The 18377-nt window shown below is 71.7% G+C and carries 16 protein-coding genes; 6 read left to right on the forward strand and 10 right to left on the reverse strand.

Going from position 1 to position 18377, the window contains the following annotated elements; translation table 11 throughout:
- Together LADH09A_RS05235 and LADH09A_RS05240 are read right to left on the reverse strand one after the other, a co-directional pair.
- Positions 1 to 1175 (reverse strand): MFS transporter (locus LADH09A_RS05235; protein ID WP_238643590.1); only part of this gene is annotated, 1175 nt, incomplete at its 3' end.
- Positions 1176 to 1189: 14 nt separating this feature from the next.
- Positions 1190 to 1468, reverse strand: coding sequence for a hypothetical protein (locus LADH09A_RS05240; protein WP_238643591.1), 279 nt, complete (start codon positions 1466 to 1468; stop codon positions 1190 to 1192).
- 208 nt (positions 1469 to 1676) lie between these two features.
- On the opposite strand from LADH09A_RS05240, the gene LADH09A_RS05245 reads away from it, so the two are divergent.
- Positions 1677 to 4001, forward strand: coding sequence for an ATP-binding protein (locus tag LADH09A_RS05245; protein ID WP_238643592.1), 2325 nt, complete (start codon positions 1677 to 1679; stop codon positions 3999 to 4001).
- Between the two features lie 99 nt (positions 4002 to 4100).
- Here LADH09A_RS05245 and LADH09A_RS05250 read toward each other — a convergent pair whose 3' ends face one another.
- Positions 4101 to 4661 carry an NADPH-dependent FMN reductase gene (locus tag LADH09A_RS05250; RefSeq protein WP_238643593.1) on the reverse strand — a complete coding sequence of 187 codons (561 nt, stop codon included), beginning with the start codon at positions 4659 to 4661 and terminating at the stop codon, positions 4101 to 4103.
- Positions 4662 to 4799: 138 nt separating this feature from the next.
- Here LADH09A_RS05250 and LADH09A_RS05255 point away from each other — a divergent pair, with 138 nt between their 5' ends.
- The gene (locus LADH09A_RS05255) at positions 4800 to 5273 is read left to right on the forward strand and encodes a MarR family winged helix-turn-helix transcriptional regulator (RefSeq protein WP_238643594.1); all 474 of its coding nucleotides are present in this window, start codon (positions 4800 to 4802) and stop codon (positions 5271 to 5273) included.
- A 13-nt stretch (positions 5274 to 5286) separates the two neighbouring features.
- Here LADH09A_RS05255 and LADH09A_RS05260 read toward each other — a convergent pair whose 3' ends face one another.
- The 7 genes from LADH09A_RS05260 to LADH09A_RS05290 all read right to left on the reverse strand — a co-directional run bounded on the left by LADH09A_RS05260 (position 5287) and on the right by LADH09A_RS05290 (position 13138).
- The gene (locus tag LADH09A_RS05260; protein ID WP_308194474.1) at positions 5287 to 5787 is read right to left on the reverse strand and encodes an anthrone oxygenase family protein; all 501 of its coding nucleotides are present in this window, start codon (positions 5785 to 5787) and stop codon (positions 5287 to 5289) included.
- A gap of 49 nt (positions 5788 to 5836) precedes the next feature.
- Positions 5837 to 7684, reverse strand: a complete 1848-nt coding sequence (locus LADH09A_RS05265) for an IucA/IucC family protein (protein WP_238643596.1) — start codon at positions 7682 to 7684, stop codon at positions 5837 to 5839.
- Positions 7681 to 8289: a GNAT family N-acetyltransferase gene (locus LADH09A_RS05270; RefSeq protein ID WP_238643597.1), complete on the reverse strand. Its 609-nt coding sequence runs from the start codon at positions 8287 to 8289 to the stop codon at positions 7681 to 7683. The genes LADH09A_RS05265 and LADH09A_RS05270 overlap by 4 nt, the downstream gene beginning before the upstream one ends.
- Complete coding sequence (locus LADH09A_RS05275) at positions 8286 to 9563, reverse strand: lysine N(6)-hydroxylase/L-ornithine N(5)-oxygenase family protein (protein WP_238643732.1); 1278 nt, start codon at positions 9561 to 9563, stop codon at positions 8286 to 8288. The genes LADH09A_RS05270 and LADH09A_RS05275 overlap by 4 nt, the downstream gene beginning before the upstream one ends.
- Positions 9564 to 9589: 26 nt before the next feature.
- A complete protein-coding gene (locus LADH09A_RS05280) occupies positions 9590 to 11128 on the reverse strand; it encodes a pyridoxal phosphate-dependent decarboxylase family protein (protein ID WP_238643598.1) in 1539 nt (512 codons plus the stop codon).
- A gap of 116 nt (positions 11129 to 11244) precedes the next feature.
- Positions 11245 to 12102: a siderophore-interacting protein gene (locus LADH09A_RS05285; RefSeq protein ID WP_238643599.1), complete on the reverse strand. Its 858-nt coding sequence runs from the start codon at positions 12100 to 12102 to the stop codon at positions 11245 to 11247.
- A 4-nt stretch (positions 12103 to 12106) separates the two neighbouring features.
- On the reverse strand, positions 12107 to 13138 hold the full coding sequence (locus LADH09A_RS05290) for an ABC transporter substrate-binding protein (RefSeq protein WP_238643600.1): 1032 nt from the start codon (positions 13136 to 13138) through the stop codon (positions 12107 to 12109).
- 73 nt (positions 13139 to 13211) lie between these two features.
- Here LADH09A_RS05290 and LADH09A_RS05295 point away from each other — a divergent pair, with 73 nt between their 5' ends.
- The 4 genes from LADH09A_RS05295 (at position 13212) to LADH09A_RS05310 (ending at position 18361) form a co-directional block, all read left to right on the forward strand.
- Positions 13212 to 14324, forward strand: coding sequence for a FecCD family ABC transporter permease (locus tag LADH09A_RS05295; RefSeq protein WP_372492228.1), 1113 nt, complete (start codon positions 13212 to 13214; stop codon positions 14322 to 14324).
- A gap of 76 nt (positions 14325 to 14400) precedes the next feature.
- Positions 14401 to 15429, forward strand: coding sequence for a FecCD family ABC transporter permease (locus tag LADH09A_RS05300; protein ID WP_238643601.1), 1029 nt, complete (start codon positions 14401 to 14403; stop codon positions 15427 to 15429).
- A gap of 29 nt (positions 15430 to 15458) precedes the next feature.
- Positions 15459 to 16283: an ABC transporter ATP-binding protein gene (locus tag LADH09A_RS05305; protein WP_238643602.1), complete on the forward strand. Its 825-nt coding sequence runs from the start codon at positions 15459 to 15461 to the stop codon at positions 16281 to 16283.
- Entirely contained in the window at positions 16280 to 18361 is a 2082-nt protein-coding gene (locus LADH09A_RS05310; protein WP_238643603.1) for a penicillin acylase family protein, read from the forward strand. Before LADH09A_RS05305 ends, LADH09A_RS05310 begins: the two co-directional genes overlap by 4 nt.
- Positions 18362 to 18377 lie beyond the last annotated feature (16 nt).

The following is an 18377-nucleotide window of genomic DNA, read 5'->3' on the forward strand; positions in this document are numbered from 1 at the left end:
CACCCCGCTCCGGCCGCGAGCGTGACGGCCGCGACGCCGAAGCGGGCGGCGGCCCAGGTCAGTACAACTGCGCCAGCCGGGCCGAGCGCGTAGTGCGTGCTCCAGAACGCCGACGTGACCCGGCCGAGTAGGTGGTCAGGGGTGATCTCCTGGCGCAGCGACATGGAACAGATGCCGCCGATGCTGAGGCAGCAGAGGTACACGGCGGTCAGCGCGGTGACCGCGGGCACGCTCGTCGCGATGCCGACGCCCGCCACCGCGAACCCGCAGACCGCGTGGGCGCCGATCCAGGTCGCGCCGAACCCGCGCCGTCGGCGCAGCGGGGCCACCAGCAGCGCGCCGGCGACCGTGCCCAGCGCCGCGAGGCCGAGCACCGTGCCGACGGTGCCCTCGGAGCCGCCGAGGTCATGGGTGACGTGGTAGATCAGCACGTCGACGAAGCCGTAGGTCAGGAAGATGAAGACCGACAGCAGGACGGTCAGCGCGCGCAGCACGGGCTGGCGCCACAGGAACCGCGCCCCGGCCAGGAACTCGGCCAACGGCCGCTCCCGGGCCACCGCCGCGGTGCCGTCGGCCGGTGCGGGTCGCAGTCGGATCAGCCACAGTCCGGCCGCGGAGAGCGCGAAACTCGCCGCGTTGACGGCGATGGCGGTGGACGGGCCGAAGCGGGCCGACACCACGCCGGCGAGCAGCGGCCCGAGGACGGCCGCCGACGCGTACGTCGCCTGCAAACGGCCGTTGGCCTCGGTGAGCCGATCACGATCGACGAGGTTACGGACCGCGGTGACGGCGGCGACCTGGAACACCATGCCGGCGGCCTCGCAGATCGGCAGCACGACGAAGAGCAGCCACACCTGAGGGCCTGCCAGCCATGCCAACGGCACCAGGCCGTACAGCACCAGGCGGGTCAGGTCCGCCACGATCATCAGCGTGCGGCGGTCGTACCGGTCGACCAGCACCCCTCCGAAGATCCCCGCGACGACCGATGCCGCGCCCGCGGCGGCCGTGAGCAGGCCCATCTGCGCCACCGACCCGGTCGCCTGGAGCACCAGCAGCGGCACCGCCAGGTACGCGAACGAGTCGCCGGCCGCCGAGAGCGACTGCGCGATCCAGTACGTGCCGAAGGTGCGGTCTCTCCACAGCGGAGGCCGGACCGCGCTGACAGGGTGGCCCATCGTGACGAGGTTAGTCATCTACCTTCGGTTGAACTACGCCCCTGGTCCGCGGGGTCGCAGGTGCAGGCGGTCGGCTGACCGTCGGCGGCCGGGACCGTCCGGCCAGGTGGCACCGCCCAGTCGAGCAGCCAGTTGAGCAGGCGGTAGACCAACAGCCACAGGGCGGCGTACAGCACGATGTTTCCGAACCGAGCGTCCGGCATCGGCTCGATCATGGCGACGATCTGCTCCCAGATGGAGGTGGTCGCCGCCGTTGCGGCACTGGTCAGCAGTGCCGGACGAAGCTTGATCATCTCTGCGCTCCCGAGGATGGTGACGTGGAGGTGGCTCGCAGTCTCGCGCTGCGGTGCCACGACCATCTCGGACCTTGCGTGCTGCGGGTTCGTCCGGGACAAAGAGAGACGGCGCGGCCGAAGATTGCCCGGTCGTCGGGCCTACCGTGGCTGATCCAGCGCCATCATGGGAGACAGCATCCGACTCCGGACCAGATCGGGATGGGACGTGGACCCCACGAACGTGACGACGTCCGACGAGCTTGGTGCGTTGCTGAGACGACTCCGGACGTCGACCGGCCTCAGCACCTGGGACATCGACCAGCGCACCCGACACACCGAGGTACGGCTGACCCGTTCGAAGATCAGCAAGGTCGAGCGTGGTGAGTTGCCAACCCTGACCTGGCTGCGCGCCTTTCTCAACGTGTGCGGCGTCGACACTGGTTCACGCCGCTATCGGGACTGGGAACGCGCCTGGGCCACTGCCCAACGGCGAATCGCGGCCGGCCCGGTGGCGGTCGACAGCCAGAGCTTCGTCGTTCCCCGACAGCTACCCGCCGTACCTCGTCACTTCGTGGGCCGCCAGGCCGAGCTCGATCACCTCAACGGGCTCATCACACATCCTGGACGAGTGGCGGTTGTCCAGGGCGCAGCCGGGATCGGGAAGACGACCTTGGCGTTGCACTGGGCACACGCCGCCTCGCAGAGGTTTCCCGACGGGCAGTTCTACCTCAACTTGCGGGGCTTCAACCTCGATCGGCCGACGGCGCCCCCGGAAGCGCTCCGCGAACTTCTCGACGGGCTCAACGTGTCTCCCGGACGCATCCCGTCGAGCTTCAACGCGCAGGTCAGCCTCTTTCGTAGCCTGGTAGCCGGTAAGCGGATCCTGATCGTACTGGACAACGCCGCCACCTCTGACCAGGTACGACCGTTGCTGCCAGGCGCACCGACCTGCGTCACGATCGTCACCAGCAGGAACCGGCTCGCCGGCCTGGTTGCCAGGGAAGGGGCTCTACCACTCACCCTCGACACACTGAGCAAAAAGGAGTCGCGGTCACTGCTGGCACGGACGGTCGGAGTCGAGCTTCTGGACAGTGCCCCCGACGCGTCCACTGCCCTCCTGGCACTGTGCGCGGGACTTCCGTTGAGTCTGGCCATCATCGCGGCTCGGGTCGTCGTCGCACCGACGCCATCGCTCGAACGGATCGCGGCCGAGGCCGAGCACAGCCGGTCCCAGCTCAGTCAGTTCGAGCTCGACGACCGGGAATCCGACCTTCGGACGGTCTTCTCCGGGTCGTACCGAGCCCTCGATGAGCCAGCCGCGAGACTGTTCCGGCTGCTCGGGCTGAACACCGGCGCAGACGTCTCAGTCGATGCTGCGGCGAGCCTGCTGGCTGCCGACGCCACCAACACCCGCGCCCTGCTGACCGTCCTCACGAACCTGCATCTCGTCGAGGAGTATCGCCCGGGCCGGTTCCGGATGCACGACCTCCTGCGGGCATACGCCTTCGAGCGCGCCCAGGAGGAGGAGACCGACGTCGATCGACTTCGGGCCCAGTCCGGACTCGTCGCCTACTTCCTGCAGTGCAGCCTCACCGGCGACCGGCTGCTCGATCCCCTGCGGGAGACCTTCCCAGCGCCCAGGCCGGACGCCCCGGGTCCACCGCCGCGCTTCGACTCGTACCGCAGCGCACTGGCCTGGTTCCAACAGGAACACAAGAACCTGTCGGCGGCGGCCAGACTCGCGTCCACGCTCGGCCTGCACGACGCGGCGTTCCTGCTGCCCTGGAGCATGACCACCTACCTGCACCGGCAGGGTTACTGGCCGGAGTACGCGGAGCTGTTCCGTCTCGCCCTGGACGCGGGTGGCGCCATCGGTGACCCTCGCGCGCAGGGCGTGGCGTCGCGCAACATCGGCAACGCGCTGGCGCAGCTGGGGAAGTTCCAGGAGGCACTTGAGCACCAGACCCGAGCGCTCACCTTCTTCGTTCAGGCCGGCGACATCGACGGTCAGGCCCGCACCGAACGCGCGATGGGATTCGCCCGCGAGCAGATGGGCGACCACGCGTCGGCCGTACGCCATGCCAGGGCAGCGCTTGCCCACTATCAGGATTCCGGCAATCTGGCTGGCCAGGCCCAGGCGCTCAACGCTCTGGGCTGGTACCTGGCGTTGCAGGGCTGTCACACCGACGCTCTGCACCACTGTGCGGCGGCGCTGAAGATCTTCGAGACCCTCGACGATCCGACATACCAGGCGCACACCCTCGACAGCATCGGATACAGCCTCCACCAGCTCGGACGGCATTCCGATGCGAGCGAACGTTACGAGCAGGCCATTGAGATGTACCGGCGCCTCGGCGACCGCTACTACGAGGCGGAGACGCTGCACCACCTCGGTGACTGCCGACACGCCTCGGGCGACACCGACGGGGCTCGCCACGCCTGGCGGGACGCGCTGGAGATCTTTGCCGCGATCAACCACCCGCGCGGAGAGCAGGTACGCGCAAAGCTCTCCGGTGACGCGCCACCCGCGCCGCAGCAGGACATCGGCTGACCCCCTCGCTCCTGCTCGGTCGGTTTCAGCTGTCGGAGCGACATGCGCGGACGGCCGCGGGAAGGATCCCGCGGCCGCCGCCGGAAAGCTCTGGGACGGTCAGCCCTTGCGCAGCGGAGCGAGCGCGGTGCTCCAGGCGACCACCTGGTCGAGCGTGGTGGTCAGCGCGTCCTGCTGGAACTGGTTGGGCTTGAAGGTGCTGAAGTTCTCGAAGTCGGTGAAGAGCGACAGCGCGACCTGCGACCGCACGTCGGCCATCTGAAGCTCACCGGAGATCAGGCGCAGGTGCTCCACGGCACGCGCCCCGCCGACCGAGCCGTAGCTGACGAAGCCGACGGCCTTGTTGTTCCACTCGGCGTAGAGGAAGTCGATCGCGTTCTTCAGCGCGCCCGAGGTGGAGTGGTTGTACTCGGGGGTGACGATGATGAACCCGTCGTACGAGGCGATCGTCTCGGCCCAGCGCAGCGTGTGCGGCTGGGAGTACTGACCCATCGAGGGCGGGTACGCCTCATCGAGGTGCGGCAGCTGGTAGTCGAGCAGGTCGATCAGCTCGTACTCCGCGTCGGAGCGCTGCTTGGCGATCTCCAGCACCCAGCGGGCGACGGCTTCACCGTTACGCCCCGGACGGGTGCTTCCGAGGATGATCCCGATCCTGGTCATGTGTGATGCCCTTTCAGAGGTCCTTGCCTGACGGCCCGAACGCTAACCGGTGCTTGATTGGTCAAGCAAATACTCTGCCTATGGCCGTGCTCACACGGAGGGTAACCATTTGCTCAGTCAAACAAGTATGATATGAGAATGCCCAACCCCTCCGCAGCGACTCCGCAACCCCTCACCCCTGATGAGGAGGCCCTGGTCCGCGCACTGGGCCAGGTGATGCACGTGTTGCCCCGCACGATCGACTCAGACATGGTCGGTGACCGTCAGCTACCACTGACCGAGTACATCGCCCTGATGAACCTCTCCGAGGCACCGGAACGGCGGATGCGCATGCACGAGCTCGCCGCGCTCTGCCACCTGTCGCTCAGCGGCATGACCCGCACGATCATCCGGCTGGAGACACAGGGCCTGGCCCGGCGGGAACGGTGCGAGGAGGACGCCCGCGGCTGGAACGCCGTCCTCACCGACGACGGCTTCGCCCGCCTCCAGGAGTCCTGGCCCAGTCACCTGGCCGCCGTACGCCGCCGTTTCCTCCAGCACTTCGAGGGCTTCGACCTGGCCCAGTTGGCCCGCGCGTTCCAGCGGGCCGGCACGGCGGAGCAGACCGGCTGAGCCACCACCCGGCTCAGCCGGCCAGCCGTCCCGCCTCGACCAGGGCCCACGCCAGCAGCCCGAACGCACCGGTCGAGGCGACGGCCCGGACGACGTTGGCGCGTACCCAGGTGATCTCGAAACGCTCCCGCAGGGCCGGCAGGTCGCTGACCCGGTCGACCTCGCCGGCGCGCGCCAGCACGTTGTTCAGCGGCACGTTGACCACCGCGGTGACGCCGAGCACCACCAGGTAAAGCACCAGCGCGGCACCGATCCACGGCAGCGCCGCCCGGCGCTCGGCGCCCAGGTGCAGCCCCGCCGCCAGCAGCGTGAACAGCAGCGCGCCCCCGAAGCAGACCGCGAACCACCCGTTGAGGATGGACTCGTTGATCCGTTGCATGGCGAGCACCAGCGTCCGGTCGTCGGTGCGACCCAGGCCCGGCATGACCGCGTACGCGAAGGCGGCGAACAGCCCGGCGGTCAGGCCGGTGGTCAGGACGGCGACGAGCAGACTTGCGGTACTCAGGAATCCCATGGGCACCATTGCACCCGCTGGCGCGCATCCTGACCAGACCCGATCATGGTCAGCGGGTCGGGGCGTGGGCCGCCAGCGGGTTGACGAGGGTGCCGACGAACTGGAGAGCCGCCGACGGGTCGGCCAGATCGATCATCTGCTGGTTGTTGCGTAGCTGGAGCCGGTTGAGGCAGGACAGCGTGAACTCCGGTGCGAACAGGTCGTAGTGGCGAACCCGCTCGACCAGGTGCGGCACCCGGTCGAAGTAGTCGGCGGCGCAGGCCGCGACCGTACGCCAGAAGTCGTCCTCGGCGAGGACGCCGGCCTCGACCAGGACCGCGTTGAGGTGACGCAGGAAGCAGTCGATCACGTCGGTGAAGATGGTCAGCAGCTTGGTGTCGTCGGGCACGTCGACGCGGATCCGCTCCACCTCGGCGGGCAGCTCGACGTCGGCGCTCATCACCGCGATCTCCTCGGCGATGTCCTTGAAGATCACCCGCTGGACGGTGTCGTGCTCGTCGAGGACCAGGATGACGTTCTCGCCGTGCGGCATGAACGCGAGGTCGTGGGCGTAGAAGCTGTGCAGCAGCGGGGTCAGGTAGGCGTCCAGGTAGCGACGCAGCCAGACCTCGGGGCTCAACCCGGACCGGGCGATCAGGGCCGCCGCCAGCGAGCCGCCGTCGTCGTCCACGTGCAGCAGCGCGGCCATGGTGGACAGCCGCTGCCCGGGCGCCAGGTTCGGCACCGGGCTCTCCCGCCACAGGGCGGCCAGCATCTTCCGGTACGGGGAGGTGCGCTCGGTCGCCGCCTCGTACTGCCGGTGCCGGTAACCCACCGCGGCCCGTTCCCGGATCACGGTCAGGCCCGTGCCGGTCAGCACCTCGTCGGAGGCGATCAGGCCGGCCAGCCAGTCGTTGATCGCCGGGGTGGCCGCCATGTACGCGGCCGACAACCCCCGCATGAAGCCCATGTTCAGCACCGACAGCGCGGTCTTCACGTAGTGCCGGCTCGGCTCGCTGACGTTGAAGAAGGTACGGATGGACTGCTGGGCGAGGTACGCGTCCGGCCCGGGGCCGAGGTGCACCAGCCGGCGTTCGGCCAGCTCCCCGGCGAAGGTGACCGCCAGCTTGTTCCACCACTGCCACGGGTGCGCGGGGATCAGGTGGTAGTCGGCGAGGTCGAGGCCCAGGTCGGCCATCGTGGCCGCGAACCGGGCCCGGGTCTGCGCGTCCAGCTCGCCCTCGATCAGCGCGTCGTAGTCGAGGTCGGCGGCGCTGCTGAACGTCGAGTGGTCCCGGTGGGCGGCGAGCCACTCCAGGCGTACGGCCTCGGCGGCCTCGGGGGCGTAGCGGTGGTACTCGTCGACGCCGAAGCCGAGCCGGCCGTTGTTGGCCACGAAGCAGGGGTGACCCTCGGTCATCGACGTCTCGATGGTCTGGAAGTCCGCCGTGGCCAGCTCGGCGGCGCTCGGCGCGGCCTGGGCCAGCTTGTACGCGGTGCCCGCCAGCGTCGAGGTGATCTCCTCCAGGTAGACCGGGAGCACCCGCGCGGAGAGTCCGAGGGTGTCGCGCAGCTCGACGATGAAATCCACGGCGTCCGGTGCCAGGGAGGTGCCGTCGCGGTGCCGGGTGATGCTGTCGGCGTCGATCTGCCAGTGCGCCAGGGCGAGCACCCGCGCGGCGAAGCGGTAGGTGACCGTGCCGTCGTCGCTGCGGACCTCGTAGAACTGCCGGTCGTCGGGGCCCGGCACGGGCTGCGGGGCGAGCAGTCGTTCGTGGGTGAACTCGGCGAGCGCCTTGCGCACCAGCAGCCGGTTGGCCCGGGCCCAGCGTTGCGGGGTGAGGTGCCCGACCGGGTCGCCGGGCGCGGCGTGCCCGGTGGTGGCGGGCGTCTGGGTGGGAACGGCGGTGGCGGTCACGCCGGGGCTCCTTCGGTTCGGGTGGCAGCGGCGCGGTCGGCGGTGGCGGCGCGGTCGGCGGCCTGGAACTGGGCTCGGGTGCAGACGCTGAGCAGCGCGTCCTTCTCGGGCTTGGCGATCGGGCCGACGACCTCGAAGCCGACGGCGGCGTTCAGCGCGTGCACGGCGGTGTTGCGCACGTCCGGCTCGACCACCACCCGCCGGGTCGTGGGGTCGGCGAAGAGCCACGCCATCACGGTGCCGATCACCGCGCGGGTGAAGCCGTGCACCGGAGCGCCGACGGGCGCGCAGAGGAAGTGCATGCCCACGTCACCGGGCTGGTGGTCGTAAAGGCCGGCCAGCTCGACGTGGGCCGGGTCGTAGCGCTCGGCGAGGAAGGCGGGACTCCCCCGCCACAGTCCGAGGTAGGCGTCGTGGTGCGGGTGCTCGGCGATCCGCCGGTACTCCTCGGTCACCTGGGCCAGGTCGGCGTCCTGCATGAGCCAGAACGCCGCCTTCGGGTGGGTCACCCAGGTGTGCAGCAGCGCGGCGTCGGCGTCCGGATCGAGCGTACGCAGGGCGAACTCGCCGAGCCGATCGTCGGCGCGGGCGAAGACGACGCTCACGACGTCACCCCGAACTCCTGGAAGGTGATGCTCTTCTCGATCGGGTAGTACTCCCGGCCGAGCAGCTCGCGGATGATCCAGGAGTTGCGGTAGGCGCCCATGCCCAGGTCCGGCGAGGTGATGCTGTGCGTGTGGGTGCCCGCGTTCTGCAGGAAGATGCCCCGCCCGCTGTGGTCGATGCTGTAGTTGCGGGCCACGTCGAACCGGCCGCGCCCGTCCCAGCGGATCCGGTCCCGCACCGGCGCGAGGAACTCCGGCACCCGGTAGTGGTACCCGGTCGCCAGCACCAACCCCTCGGTACGCAGGGTGAAGTCCTGCTCCTGCTCCACCTGACGCAACCCCAGCGTGTACGCACCGTCCTGGTGGTCGGCGCCGACCAGCTCGGTGTTGGTGAGCAGGCGGGTGTTCACCGGGCCGTCGACGGTGTGCGCGTAGAGCAGGTCGAAGATCTCGTTGATCAGATCCGCGTTGATTCCCTTGAACAGGCCCTTCTGCTCGGTCTCCAGCCGGTAGCGGGTCGCCTCGGGCAGCGCGTGGAAGTAGTCCACGTAGTCCGGTGAGGTCATCTCCAGCGTCAGCTTGGTGTACTCGAGCGGGAAGAACCGCGGCGAACGGGTCACCCAGTTGAGCTGGTAGCCGTACCGGTCGATGTCACCGAGCAGGTCGTGGTAGATCTCGGCGGCGCTCTGCCCACTGCCCACCACGGTGATACTGCGCTTGGTGCGCAGCGCCTCCCGGTGCTCCAGGTAGCGGGAGTTGTGTACCGCGTCCCCGGGCAGCTCGGCGACGGCGTCGGGCAGGTACGGCGGGGTGCCGGTGCCGAGCACCAGGTGCCGGGCCGCGTACTCGACGGTCTCCCCGGTGCCGGTGCTGGCCCGCACCACGTACCGGTCGTCGGCGGGGTCGTACTCCACGGTGGTCACGGTCTGACCGAAACGCACGTTCGGCAGCTTCGCCGCGGCCCACCGGCAGTACGCGTCGTACTCGCTGCGCAGCGGGTAGAAACTCTCCCGGATGTAGAACGGGTAGAGCCGGCCGATTTCCTTGAGGTAGTTGAGGAAGGAGAACGGCGACGTCGGGTCGGCGAGGCTGACCAGGTCGGCGATGAACGGGGTCTGCAGGCGCGCCGACTCCAGCAGCATGCCGGGGTGCCAGGCGAGGCTCGGGCGGGCCTCCAGGAACACTCCGTCCAGCTCGTCGATCGGCGCGGTGAGGCAGGCCAGGCCCAGGTTGTACGGGCCCAGCCCGATCGCGATGAAGTCGTGGGTGGACATCCGGCCCTCCAGGCCCAGAATCGGCATCAGCCGACGTGACAGGTCAGGTCGGCGGTGACGTGGTCGTGCACGTACCGGCCGGCGTGGGTGGCGATCAGGTCGAGCACATAGCCGACATCCTCGACGGTGGTCGCCGGGTTGAGCAGGGTGAACTTCAGGAAGTGCCGACCGTCCACCCGGGTCCCGGCGACCACGGCGAGGCCGGACGCGGCCAGTGCCTCCCGGGCGTGCAGGTTGGCCGCGTCGGCAAACTCCCGGCCCGGGCCGGTGGGCAGGTAGCGGAAGACCACCGTGCTCAGCTCGGAGCGGGTCACCACCTCGAAGCGGGGGTCCTCGCTGACCAACTGCCAGGCGTCGGCGGCCCGGTCGACGACCTCGTCGAAGAGCGCGCCGAGCGCGTGCGGGCCCATCACCCGCAGGGTCAGCCAGAGCTTCAGCGCGTCGAAGCGGCGGGTCGTCTGGAGGCTCTTGTCGACCTGGTTGGGGATGCGCTGCTCCACCATCCGGGCCGGGTTGAGGTAGTCGGCGTGGTAGGTGGCGTGCCGCAGCACCCGCCGGTCGCGGACCAGCAGCGCGCTGGAGCTGACCGGCTGGAAGAACGACTTGTGGAAGTCGACGGTGACCGAGTCGGCGTGCTCGATGCCGTCGAGCAGGTGCCGGCGCGTCGGCGAGATCAGCAGACCGCAGCCGTACGCGGCGTCCACGTGCAGCCAGACGCCGGTCGCCGCGCAGATCCCGGACAGCTCCGTCAACGGGTCGATGGAGCCGAAGTCGGTGGTGCCGGCGGTGGCGACGACGGCCATCACCACCAGCCCGGCCTGCCGGCACCGCGCGATCTCCTCGCGGACGGCCGACGCCCGGACGCGTCGCCGGGCGTCGGTGGGCACCGCGATCACGGCGTCCGGGGCGAGGCCGAGCAGCTTGGCCGACTTCTGCACGCTGAAGTGACCAGCGGCGGAGGTGAGCACCCGCAGCCGGGGCAGCAGCTCCGCGCGGGCCGCCGGGCCGACCGCGTCGACGCACGCCTCCTCGCGGGCCAGCAGCAGCGCCTGGAGGTTGGACTGGCTGCCGCCGCTGGTGAAGACGCCGTCCGCGCTGGGACCGAGGCCGATCCGTTCGGCGGTCCAGTCGATCAGCCGCCGCTCGATGAGCGTCGCCCCGGCGCTCTGGTCCCAGGTGTCCAGGGACGAGTTCACGGCGGTGAGCACCGCCTCGCCGAGCAGCGCCGGGATGGCCACCGGGCAGTTGAGGTGGGCGAGGTAGCGGGGGTGGTGGAACCAGACGGCGTCGCGCAGGTAGACGTCCTCCAGCTCGTCCAGTGCGGCGCCGGCATCTCCCAACGGTCGGTTGAGGTCCACCCGGTCGACCAGGGGGGCCAGCTCGGCCGGGGTGATCCCGGTGACGGGACGGTCCACGGTGGCCACCTTGCGGGCGACCCGGTCGACGCCGTCGGCGATCGTCCGCCGGTACTGCTCGACCGAGCCGTCGTGCAACAGGTGGGCCCGCGCGGCGGCGGGCGCGGGTGACGGCGCGGTGTTCTCGACGGGGTACGTCGGCACGGTCACGGGGAGTCCTTCCACGTTCTCGACGAGGGGCAGCCGGAACCTCCCCCGGCGCGGCGGTGCGCTTCGGGGCGGTGCTGCGCTTCGGGGGGTGCTGCGTTTCGGATGGGGGTCGCCACTCAGGCCGATGCGCCGGCCAGCGCCTCGGCGCGCAGGTCCTCTTCGGACAGCCCGCGCCGCCAGTAACCGGCGAAGGTCACCCGCCGACGGTCGAAGCCGCGCTCACCGACCAGGTGCCGGCGCAGCGCCCGCACCACGCCGGACTCGCCGGCGATCCAGGCGTAGGGGGCGCCGGCGGGAAGCCGGGCGGCACGGATCGCGCTGACCAGCAGGTCACTGCCGGGCGGGGTGCTGCCGCGCACGATCCACCTGATCTCCGCGTCGGCCGCGGTGGGCAGGTCCGTGATGTCGGCGGCGTCCGGCACCTCGATCCAGGCACGGACCCGGGTGCCGGCCGGAAGCCAGGCCAGGATGCCCTCGGTGGCCGGCAACGCGGTCTCGTCGGCCGCGAGCACCACGAGGTCGGTCTCCTCCGGCGGGCGGAAGCAGACGCTGCGGTTGTCGGAGACCCTCGGGCCGAGCAGCAGCACCCGGTCGCCGGGCCCGGCGAGGGCCGCCCAGCGGGAGGCGGGGCCGGTGTCGCCGTGGCTGACGAAGTCGATGTCGACCTCGGCGTCGGCCGGGCGGTGTTCCCGGATGGTGTACGAGCGCATCACCGCACGGACGTCCGCCGGCAGTGCCCGCCACCCGCCGAACCAGTCCTCGCCCTGCTCGACCGGGACCACCGGGGCGGACTGCCCGGGGTGTGGCAGGAACAGCGACACGCTCTGGTCCCGGCCACCGCCGGCGAAGTCGACCAGGTCCGCACCGCCGAAGGTCACCCGGATCAGCGAGGCGCCGACCCGACAGGCCCGTACGACGTGCGCGGCGAAGAAGCGGTACTGCAGGGCGATCGGGTCGACGGTACTCGTACTCATGGCGTCAGCTGACCTTCTTCGCGTTCCGGATGGCGGTGGCGAGGTTCTCCAGCAGCGGCGCGGAGCCGGCGTACGAGAAGCGGGGCACCGCGTCCCACGGCGTCACCTGGTTGGCCTTGACGGCCGGCAGTTGCTGCCAGGTCGGCTTGGCGGTGAGGTCCTTGGGCTGAAGGGCGGTGCTGCGGTTGTCCAGCAGGATCAGGTCGGCCGGGAACTTGCCGGTGTTCTCCCAGCTCAGCGCCTCGAAGTAGTCGCCGGATTCGAGCTTGGTGGGCACCACGATGTCGACGCCCAGCTCGGCGAAGTACATCAGGTCGGTGCTGACCTTCGGGTTGGAGACGTAGAACAGGTCGGGGCTGCCGGAGCAGGCCATCACCTTGATGCCGGAGTTGGCCTTGACCGCCTGCCGGACCGCCTCGGCGGCGGCGTCGAAGCGGGCCTTCGCGTCGGTGACCTTCTTGGCGGACAGGTCCGCGCCGAGCGACTCGGCCAGCGCGGCGTAGCGCTCGATCGGCTTGGTCATCGGCACCCGGGCGGTGGTGATCGCCACACTGGGCGCCAGCGGGAGGATCTTGCTCTTGCTCTCGTCGGGCACGTACCAGAGCGCGTCCGGGTCGTACATGTGGGTGACCAGCAGCTCGGGGCGCAGCGCCGCGTACTTTTCCAGGCTGAACTCGCCCCACACGTTGCCGAGGACCTCGACGGCCTCGATGTTCAGGTCGCCGGCCTGGGGGTCGGCCGTGCCGTCGGCCCGCTTGGTTTCCCCGAACACTCCGACGAGCTGCTTGTCGAGACCGAAATCGACCAGTGCCGCCGCCACGCCGGTGAACGCCACGACGCGGGTCGGACGGGCCGCCGCCTCGACCTTCGTGCCGCGGTCGTCGGTGAACGACCAGGGACCACTTCCGTTGCCGGCGGCGGGCTTCGCGGTGTCGTCCTTGCCGCAGGCGGCGAGCAGGGTGGCCAGCGTGGCAGCGCCACCGGCGGCCAGCAGACCACGGCGGGAGAGGCGACGAGCGGACAGGGCATCGGGCATGGTGTTGTCTTTCGATCAAGGGTTGGCCGGACTCGACCAGGGCAGCGGGGTTAGGTTAGCCTAACCTCGGTCATTGTCAACAGCGGTCCGCCGTGCCACCACAACTCCGGAGCCCACACTGGACGCCACAGCTACCGTCACCGAGGCGACACCGCCGGTGCCGGACAGGACATCGGCCGCGCCCCCGGTCCGGCGCGGCACCCGGACGGCCCGCGCCGCCGGCCTGGTCGCCGCCGTGGCGCTGCTCGGGGTGATCGTGGTGCTCAGCATCGCGGTCGGAGCGAAGGCCCTGCCGCTCGCCGACGTCTGGTCCGGGCTCCTGCACCGCGACGCCACCGAGTACGCGGTGGTGCACCGGATGCGCCTGCCGCGTACCCTGCTCGGGCTGCTGGCCGGCGCCGCGCTCGGCGTGGCCGGCGCGATCATGCAGGCCCTCACCCGCAACCCCCTCGCCGACCCCGGGCTGCTCGGCATCAACGCCGGGGCGTCCGCGGCCGTCGCCACCGCCGCCGCCTTCCTGGGCGTCACGGCCATCGGCGGGTACGTCTGGTTCGCGCTGCTCGGCGCGGCGGTGGTGACCGCACTCGTCTACGCCGTCGGCGGCGGGCGTGGCGCAACCCCGGCCCGCCTCGCGCTGGCCGGCGCGGCGCTCAACGCCACCCTCTACTCGTACGTGAGCGCGGTGATGCTGCTGGACACGGCCTCGCTGGACCGGCTGCGGTTCTGGACGGTCGGCTCGCTGGCCAGCGCGGACCCCGCGACGGTGACCCGGGTCCTGCCGTTCATCCTGGTCGGCCTGCTGGTCGCGCTCGGTGCCGCCCGCCCGCTGAACGCCCTCGCGCTCGGCGACGACGCCGCGCGGGCTCTGGGTGCCCGACCCGCGCTGATCCGCGCCGCCGTGATCGTGGCGGTCACGCTGCTCTGCGGCGCGGCGACCGCCGCCTGCGGCCCGATCGTCTTCGTCGGGCTGCTGGTGCCGCACCTGGTGCGCGCGCTGACCGGCCCGGACCTGCGCTGGCTGCTGCCGTACTGCGCGGTGCTCGCGCCCGCGCTGCTGCTCGGCGCCGACGTGCTCGGCCGGGTGCTGGGTCGACCCGGAGAACTCCAGGTCGGCATGGTGACCGCCGTGCTGGGCGGCCCGCTGTTCCTGTGGCTGGTCACCCGCGCGAAGGTGGCCCACCCGTGAGCGAGCACAGCGAGCGAACCAGCGGGCTCAGCACTGTGGCGCGCCGCGCCAGCACGCAGCGAAGCGGAGTGATGGCATGACCGTTCTGCGTACGGCGGGTGGGTTGTCGTTGCGGTTCCGGCCCCGCGCGTTGGCCGTCGGCGTCGGCGCGGCCCTGCTGGCGGCCGGGTTGGGCCTGGTCGCCCTGGGCAGTGGTGACTATCCGATGGGCCCGGCCGACGTGCTGCGCACCCTCGTCGGCGGCGGCACACCGGCGGAGCAGTTCATCGTGCACGAGCTGCGCCTGCCCCGGCTGGTCACCGCCCTGCTGGTCGGCGCGGCGCTGTCGCTGGCCGGCACGGTGTTCCAGTCGCTGGTCCGTAACCCGCTGGGCAGCCCGGACATCCTCGGCTTCACCCAGGGCGCGTCGGCCGGCGCGCTGGTCGTGATCGTCCTCGGCGGCAGCAGCCTTGCGTTGGCCGGCGCCGCGGTCGTCGGTGGTCTCGCCACCGGCCTGGTGATCTACGCGCTCGCCTGGCGACGCGGGGTGCACGGCTTCCGGCTCATCCTGGTCGGCATCGGCATCTCCGCGATCCTGACCGGGGTCAACGGCTACCTGCTGACCCGGGCTCCGCTGATGGACGCCGCCCGTGCGGTGCTCTGGCTCACCGGCAGCCTGGACGGGCGGGGCTGGGCAAACGCCGGGCCGCTGCTCGTCGTCCTGGTCGTGCTGGCGCCCGTGGTGCTCATCGGCTGTGGCCCGGCGCTGCGGATGATGGAGTTGGGTGACGACACCGCCAGCGCCCTCGGCGTGCCCGTGCGCCGGCTGCGCCTGGTGCTGCTCACGGCGGCGGTGCTGCTGGTCTCGTTCGCGGCGGCCGCCGCCGGGCCGGTGTCTTTCGTGGCGCTGGTCGCGCCACACGTGACGAAGCGGCTGACCCGGGCGCCCGGCCCGAACCTGCTGCCGTCGATGGCCCTCGGCGCGGCGCTGCTGGTCGGCGCCGACCTGGTGGCCCAGCGCGCGTTTCCCGGGCACCAGCTTCCGGTCGGCGTGGTGACCGGAGTGATCGGTGGCGGCTATTTGGTCTGGCTGCTGGCGATGGAACGCCGGGCGGGCCGGCTGTGAACACCCGCGACGCCCTCGAAGGAGCACCCATGCACCCCGGCACTTCCCGACTCGGCGGCACCGCGCTGACCCTCGCCTACGACCAGCGCACCATCACCGAGAACCTGACCGTCGCGGTGCCCGACAACTCGTTCACGGTGATCATCGGACCGAACGCGTGCGGCAAGTCGACGCTGCTGCGCGCGCTGTCGCGGATGCTGCGCCCGAGCGCCGGCACCGTGCTGCTGGACGGGCGGGACATCCACGACCTGCCAGCCCGCAAGGTGGCCCGCACGCTCGGCCTGCTCCCCCAGTCGTCGATCGCGCCGGACGGGATCACCGTCGCCGAGCTGGTCGCCCGGGGCCGCTACCCCCACCAGGGGCTGCTGCGGCAGTGGTCGCGCGAGGACGAGCGGGTGGTCGAGGAGTCGATGGCCGCCACCGGTGTCGACGACCTGGCCGACCGGTCGGTGGACGAGCTGTCCGGCGGGCAACGGCAGCGGGTCTGGATCGCCATGGCGCTGGCCCAGCAGACCCCGCTGCTGCTGCTCGACGAGCCGACCACGTATCTCGACATCGCCCACCAGATCGAGATCCTGGACCTCTGCGCCCGTCTGCACGAGGAGCAGGGGCGCACACTGGTCGCCGTGCTGCACGACCTGAACCACGCGGCCCGCTACGCCACGCACCTGATCGCCATGCGCGACGGACGCGTGGTGGCCGCCGGGGAGCCGGCATCGGTGGTCACCGCCGACCTGGTCGCGGAGGTGTTCGGGCTGCCCTGCCGGGTCATCGACGACCCGGAGACCGGCACCCCGCTGGTCGTTCCGGCGGCCCGGCGTCGCGCCACCACCCTCGCGCCGGAGCCGGCGTGAGCGAGCGCGGCGAGCGGACCGGCCCGCACGGTGACGCCCGGCGTTTCCGCGACCCGTGGGGCGTGCCGCACCTGCGTGCCGGCGACCCGCTGGAGTTGGCGGCGGCGCAGGGCCGGGTGACCGCGTACGACCGGGCCTGGCAGATCGAGGTGGAGCGGCACCGCGCCCAGGGCACCAGTGCCGCCTTCCTCGGCGTCGACGCGCTCGACTGGGACCGGTTCGCCCGGCTGGTCCGGCTCGACGACACCGCACGCCGCTGCCACGCGGCGCTCGACCCGGCGACCGCCGAGTGGGTGGGCGCGTACGTGGCCGGGGTCAACGACGCTCTCGCCGCCGGGGCGGCCCGCGCGCCGGAGTTCGCCGCCACTGGGCTGGCCCCGGGCCGGTGGGAGCCGTGGACGCCGCTCGGGGTCTGGTTGGGCCACCACATCCTGTTCGCGGGCTTCCCCGGCAAGCTCTGGCGGGAGCACGTGGCGCAGCGCCTCGGCCCGGACGCGGTCGACGCGTTCGCCACCGACGGGCCGTCCGTCGCCGGCAGCAACGGTTGGCTGCTGGCCGCCGAGCGCACCGGCACCGGCGCCGCGCTGCTCGCCGGGGACCCGCACCGGTTCTTCGAGGATCCCGGCGTCTACCAGCAGATTCGGCTGGCCTGCCCGGAGTACGACGTGGTCGGGCTGGCGGTGCCCGGTGTGCCGGGCATCGCGCACTTCGGGCACACCGGGGCGGTGGCCTGGGCGATCACCAACGCGATGGCCGACTACCAGGACCTGTACGCCGAGCGGCTGCGCCGCGACGGCCGACAGGTGCAGGCGCTCGGCCCGGACGGTTGGCGACCCGCGCACTCCCACCTGGAGACGATCGAGGTGGCCGGGGCGGACCCGGTCGAGGTCGAGGTGGTGGAGACCGACCGGGGTCCGGTGGTGGTCGGCGGGCCGGACGACGAGACGGCCGTCAGCCTGCGCTACCCGCCCCGGGTTCGCGCGGAGCTGGGCTTCGCGACGCTGCCGGAGCTGCTGCGCGCCCGCACCGTGACCGATGTGGACCACGCGCTGCGGCACTGGGTGGAGCCGGTCAACGTGGTGCAGGCCGCGGACACCGCCGGCGGGCTGCTGCACCGGGTCGCCGGGGCGGTGCCGGTGCGGCATCCCGACAACGGTCGGCGGGTGGTCCCCGCGTGGGATGCCGGGCACGCCTGGCAGGGCTGGTACGCGCCGATGCCCCGGGCCACCGTGGTCGGCCGGGCGGTGATGGCCAACGAGCGAGGAGTGGCGGCCCCGCTCGGGGTCGAGTTCGCCCCGCCGCACCGGGCCCACCGGATCGCCGAGCTGCTCGACGCCGGTCACGACTGGACGGCCGACGCGCTGGCCGGGGTGCACACCGACACGTACCTGGGTTCGGCCGAGCCCCTGCTGGCGGTGCTGGAAGAGCTGACCGGGCTGGACCCGGCCACCGCCGCGCTGTGTGAACGGCTGCGGCGCTGGGACCGACGGATGGCCGCCGACAGCACCGACGCGGCGCGGTTCGCCGTCCTGCGGGCCGCTGTCGTACGCCGGATCGCCGCCCATCCGGCGCTGGCCGCGCTGGCCGGGCCGCCCGCGTACCCGGAGGTGTTCGCGCCCTGGTTGGCGTTGACGCCGCGCGTCGGTTACGCGCTGGAACACCTGCTCGGCGCGGCGCCGCTGCCCGGCGTGGACGTGGCCGCTCTGGTGCGCGCGGCGGCCGAGGAGGTCGCCGGCGCGGCGGGCGACCCGGTGCGCTGGGGGGACCTGCACCGGCTGGCGGCGTGGCGGGCGCTGCCCGATCCGGACGCCGAGCCCGGCCCTCGACTCGACGGCGACCACGACTGCGTGTTGGCCACGTCCAGCGTGCCCGGGGTCACCCACTGGTGCTTCCGGGGGCCGGCGGCGCGCTTCGTGTGGGACCTGGCCCGGCGCGAGGACAGCCGTTGGGTGGTCCCGCTGGGCACCTGCGGGGTGCCCGGCGACGCACACCACGACGACCAGAGCCCCGCCTGGCTGTCCGGGAAGCTGCTGCCGGTGATCACCGACTGGGACCAGCTCGCCGAGGAGCACGACTGACGCACCGGCCGCCGGC

Source organism: Micromonospora cabrerizensis, assembly GCF_022230955.1.
In the GTDB taxonomy this organism is placed as follows: domain Bacteria; phylum Actinomycetota; class Actinomycetes; order Mycobacteriales; family Micromonosporaceae; genus Micromonospora; species Micromonospora cabrerizensis.

What these genes read in the sequence shown, in the direction of transcription:
- LADH09A_RS05305 (WP_238643602.1), top strand. Translation starts at nt 15,459, where the DNA reads ATGCACCCCGGCACTTCCCGACTCGGCGGCACCGCGCTGACCCTCGCC.
- LADH09A_RS05255 (WP_238643594.1), top strand. Translation starts at nt 4,800, where the DNA reads ATGCCCAACCCCTCCGCAGCGACTCCGCAACCCCTCACCCCTGATGAG.
- LADH09A_RS05300 (WP_238643601.1), top strand. Translation starts at nt 14,401, where the DNA reads ATGACCGTTCTGCGTACGGCGGGTGGGTTGTCGTTGCGGTTCCGGCCC.
- LADH09A_RS05285 (WP_238643599.1), bottom strand. Translation starts at nt 12,102, where the DNA reads ATGAGTACGAGTACCGTCGACCCGATCGCCCTGCAGTACCGCTTCTTC.
- LADH09A_RS05275 (WP_238643732.1), bottom strand. Translation starts at nt 9,563, where the DNA reads ATGTCCACCCACGACTTCATCGCGATCGGGCTGGGCCCGTACAACCTG.
- LADH09A_RS05240 (WP_238643591.1), bottom strand. Translation starts at nt 1,468, where the DNA reads ATGATCAAGCTTCGTCCGGCACTGCTGACCAGTGCCGCAACGGCGGCG.
- LADH09A_RS05250 (WP_238643593.1), bottom strand. Translation starts at nt 4,661, where the DNA reads ATGACCAGGATCGGGATCATCCTCGGAAGCACCCGTCCGGGGCGTAAC.
- LADH09A_RS05260 (WP_308194474.1), bottom strand. Translation starts at nt 5,787, where the DNA reads ATGGGATTCCTGAGTACCGCAAGTCTGCTCGTCGCCGTCCTGACCACC.
- LADH09A_RS05290 (WP_238643600.1), bottom strand. Translation starts at nt 13,138, where the DNA reads ATGCCCGATGCCCTGTCCGCTCGTCGCCTCTCCCGCCGTGGTCTGCTG.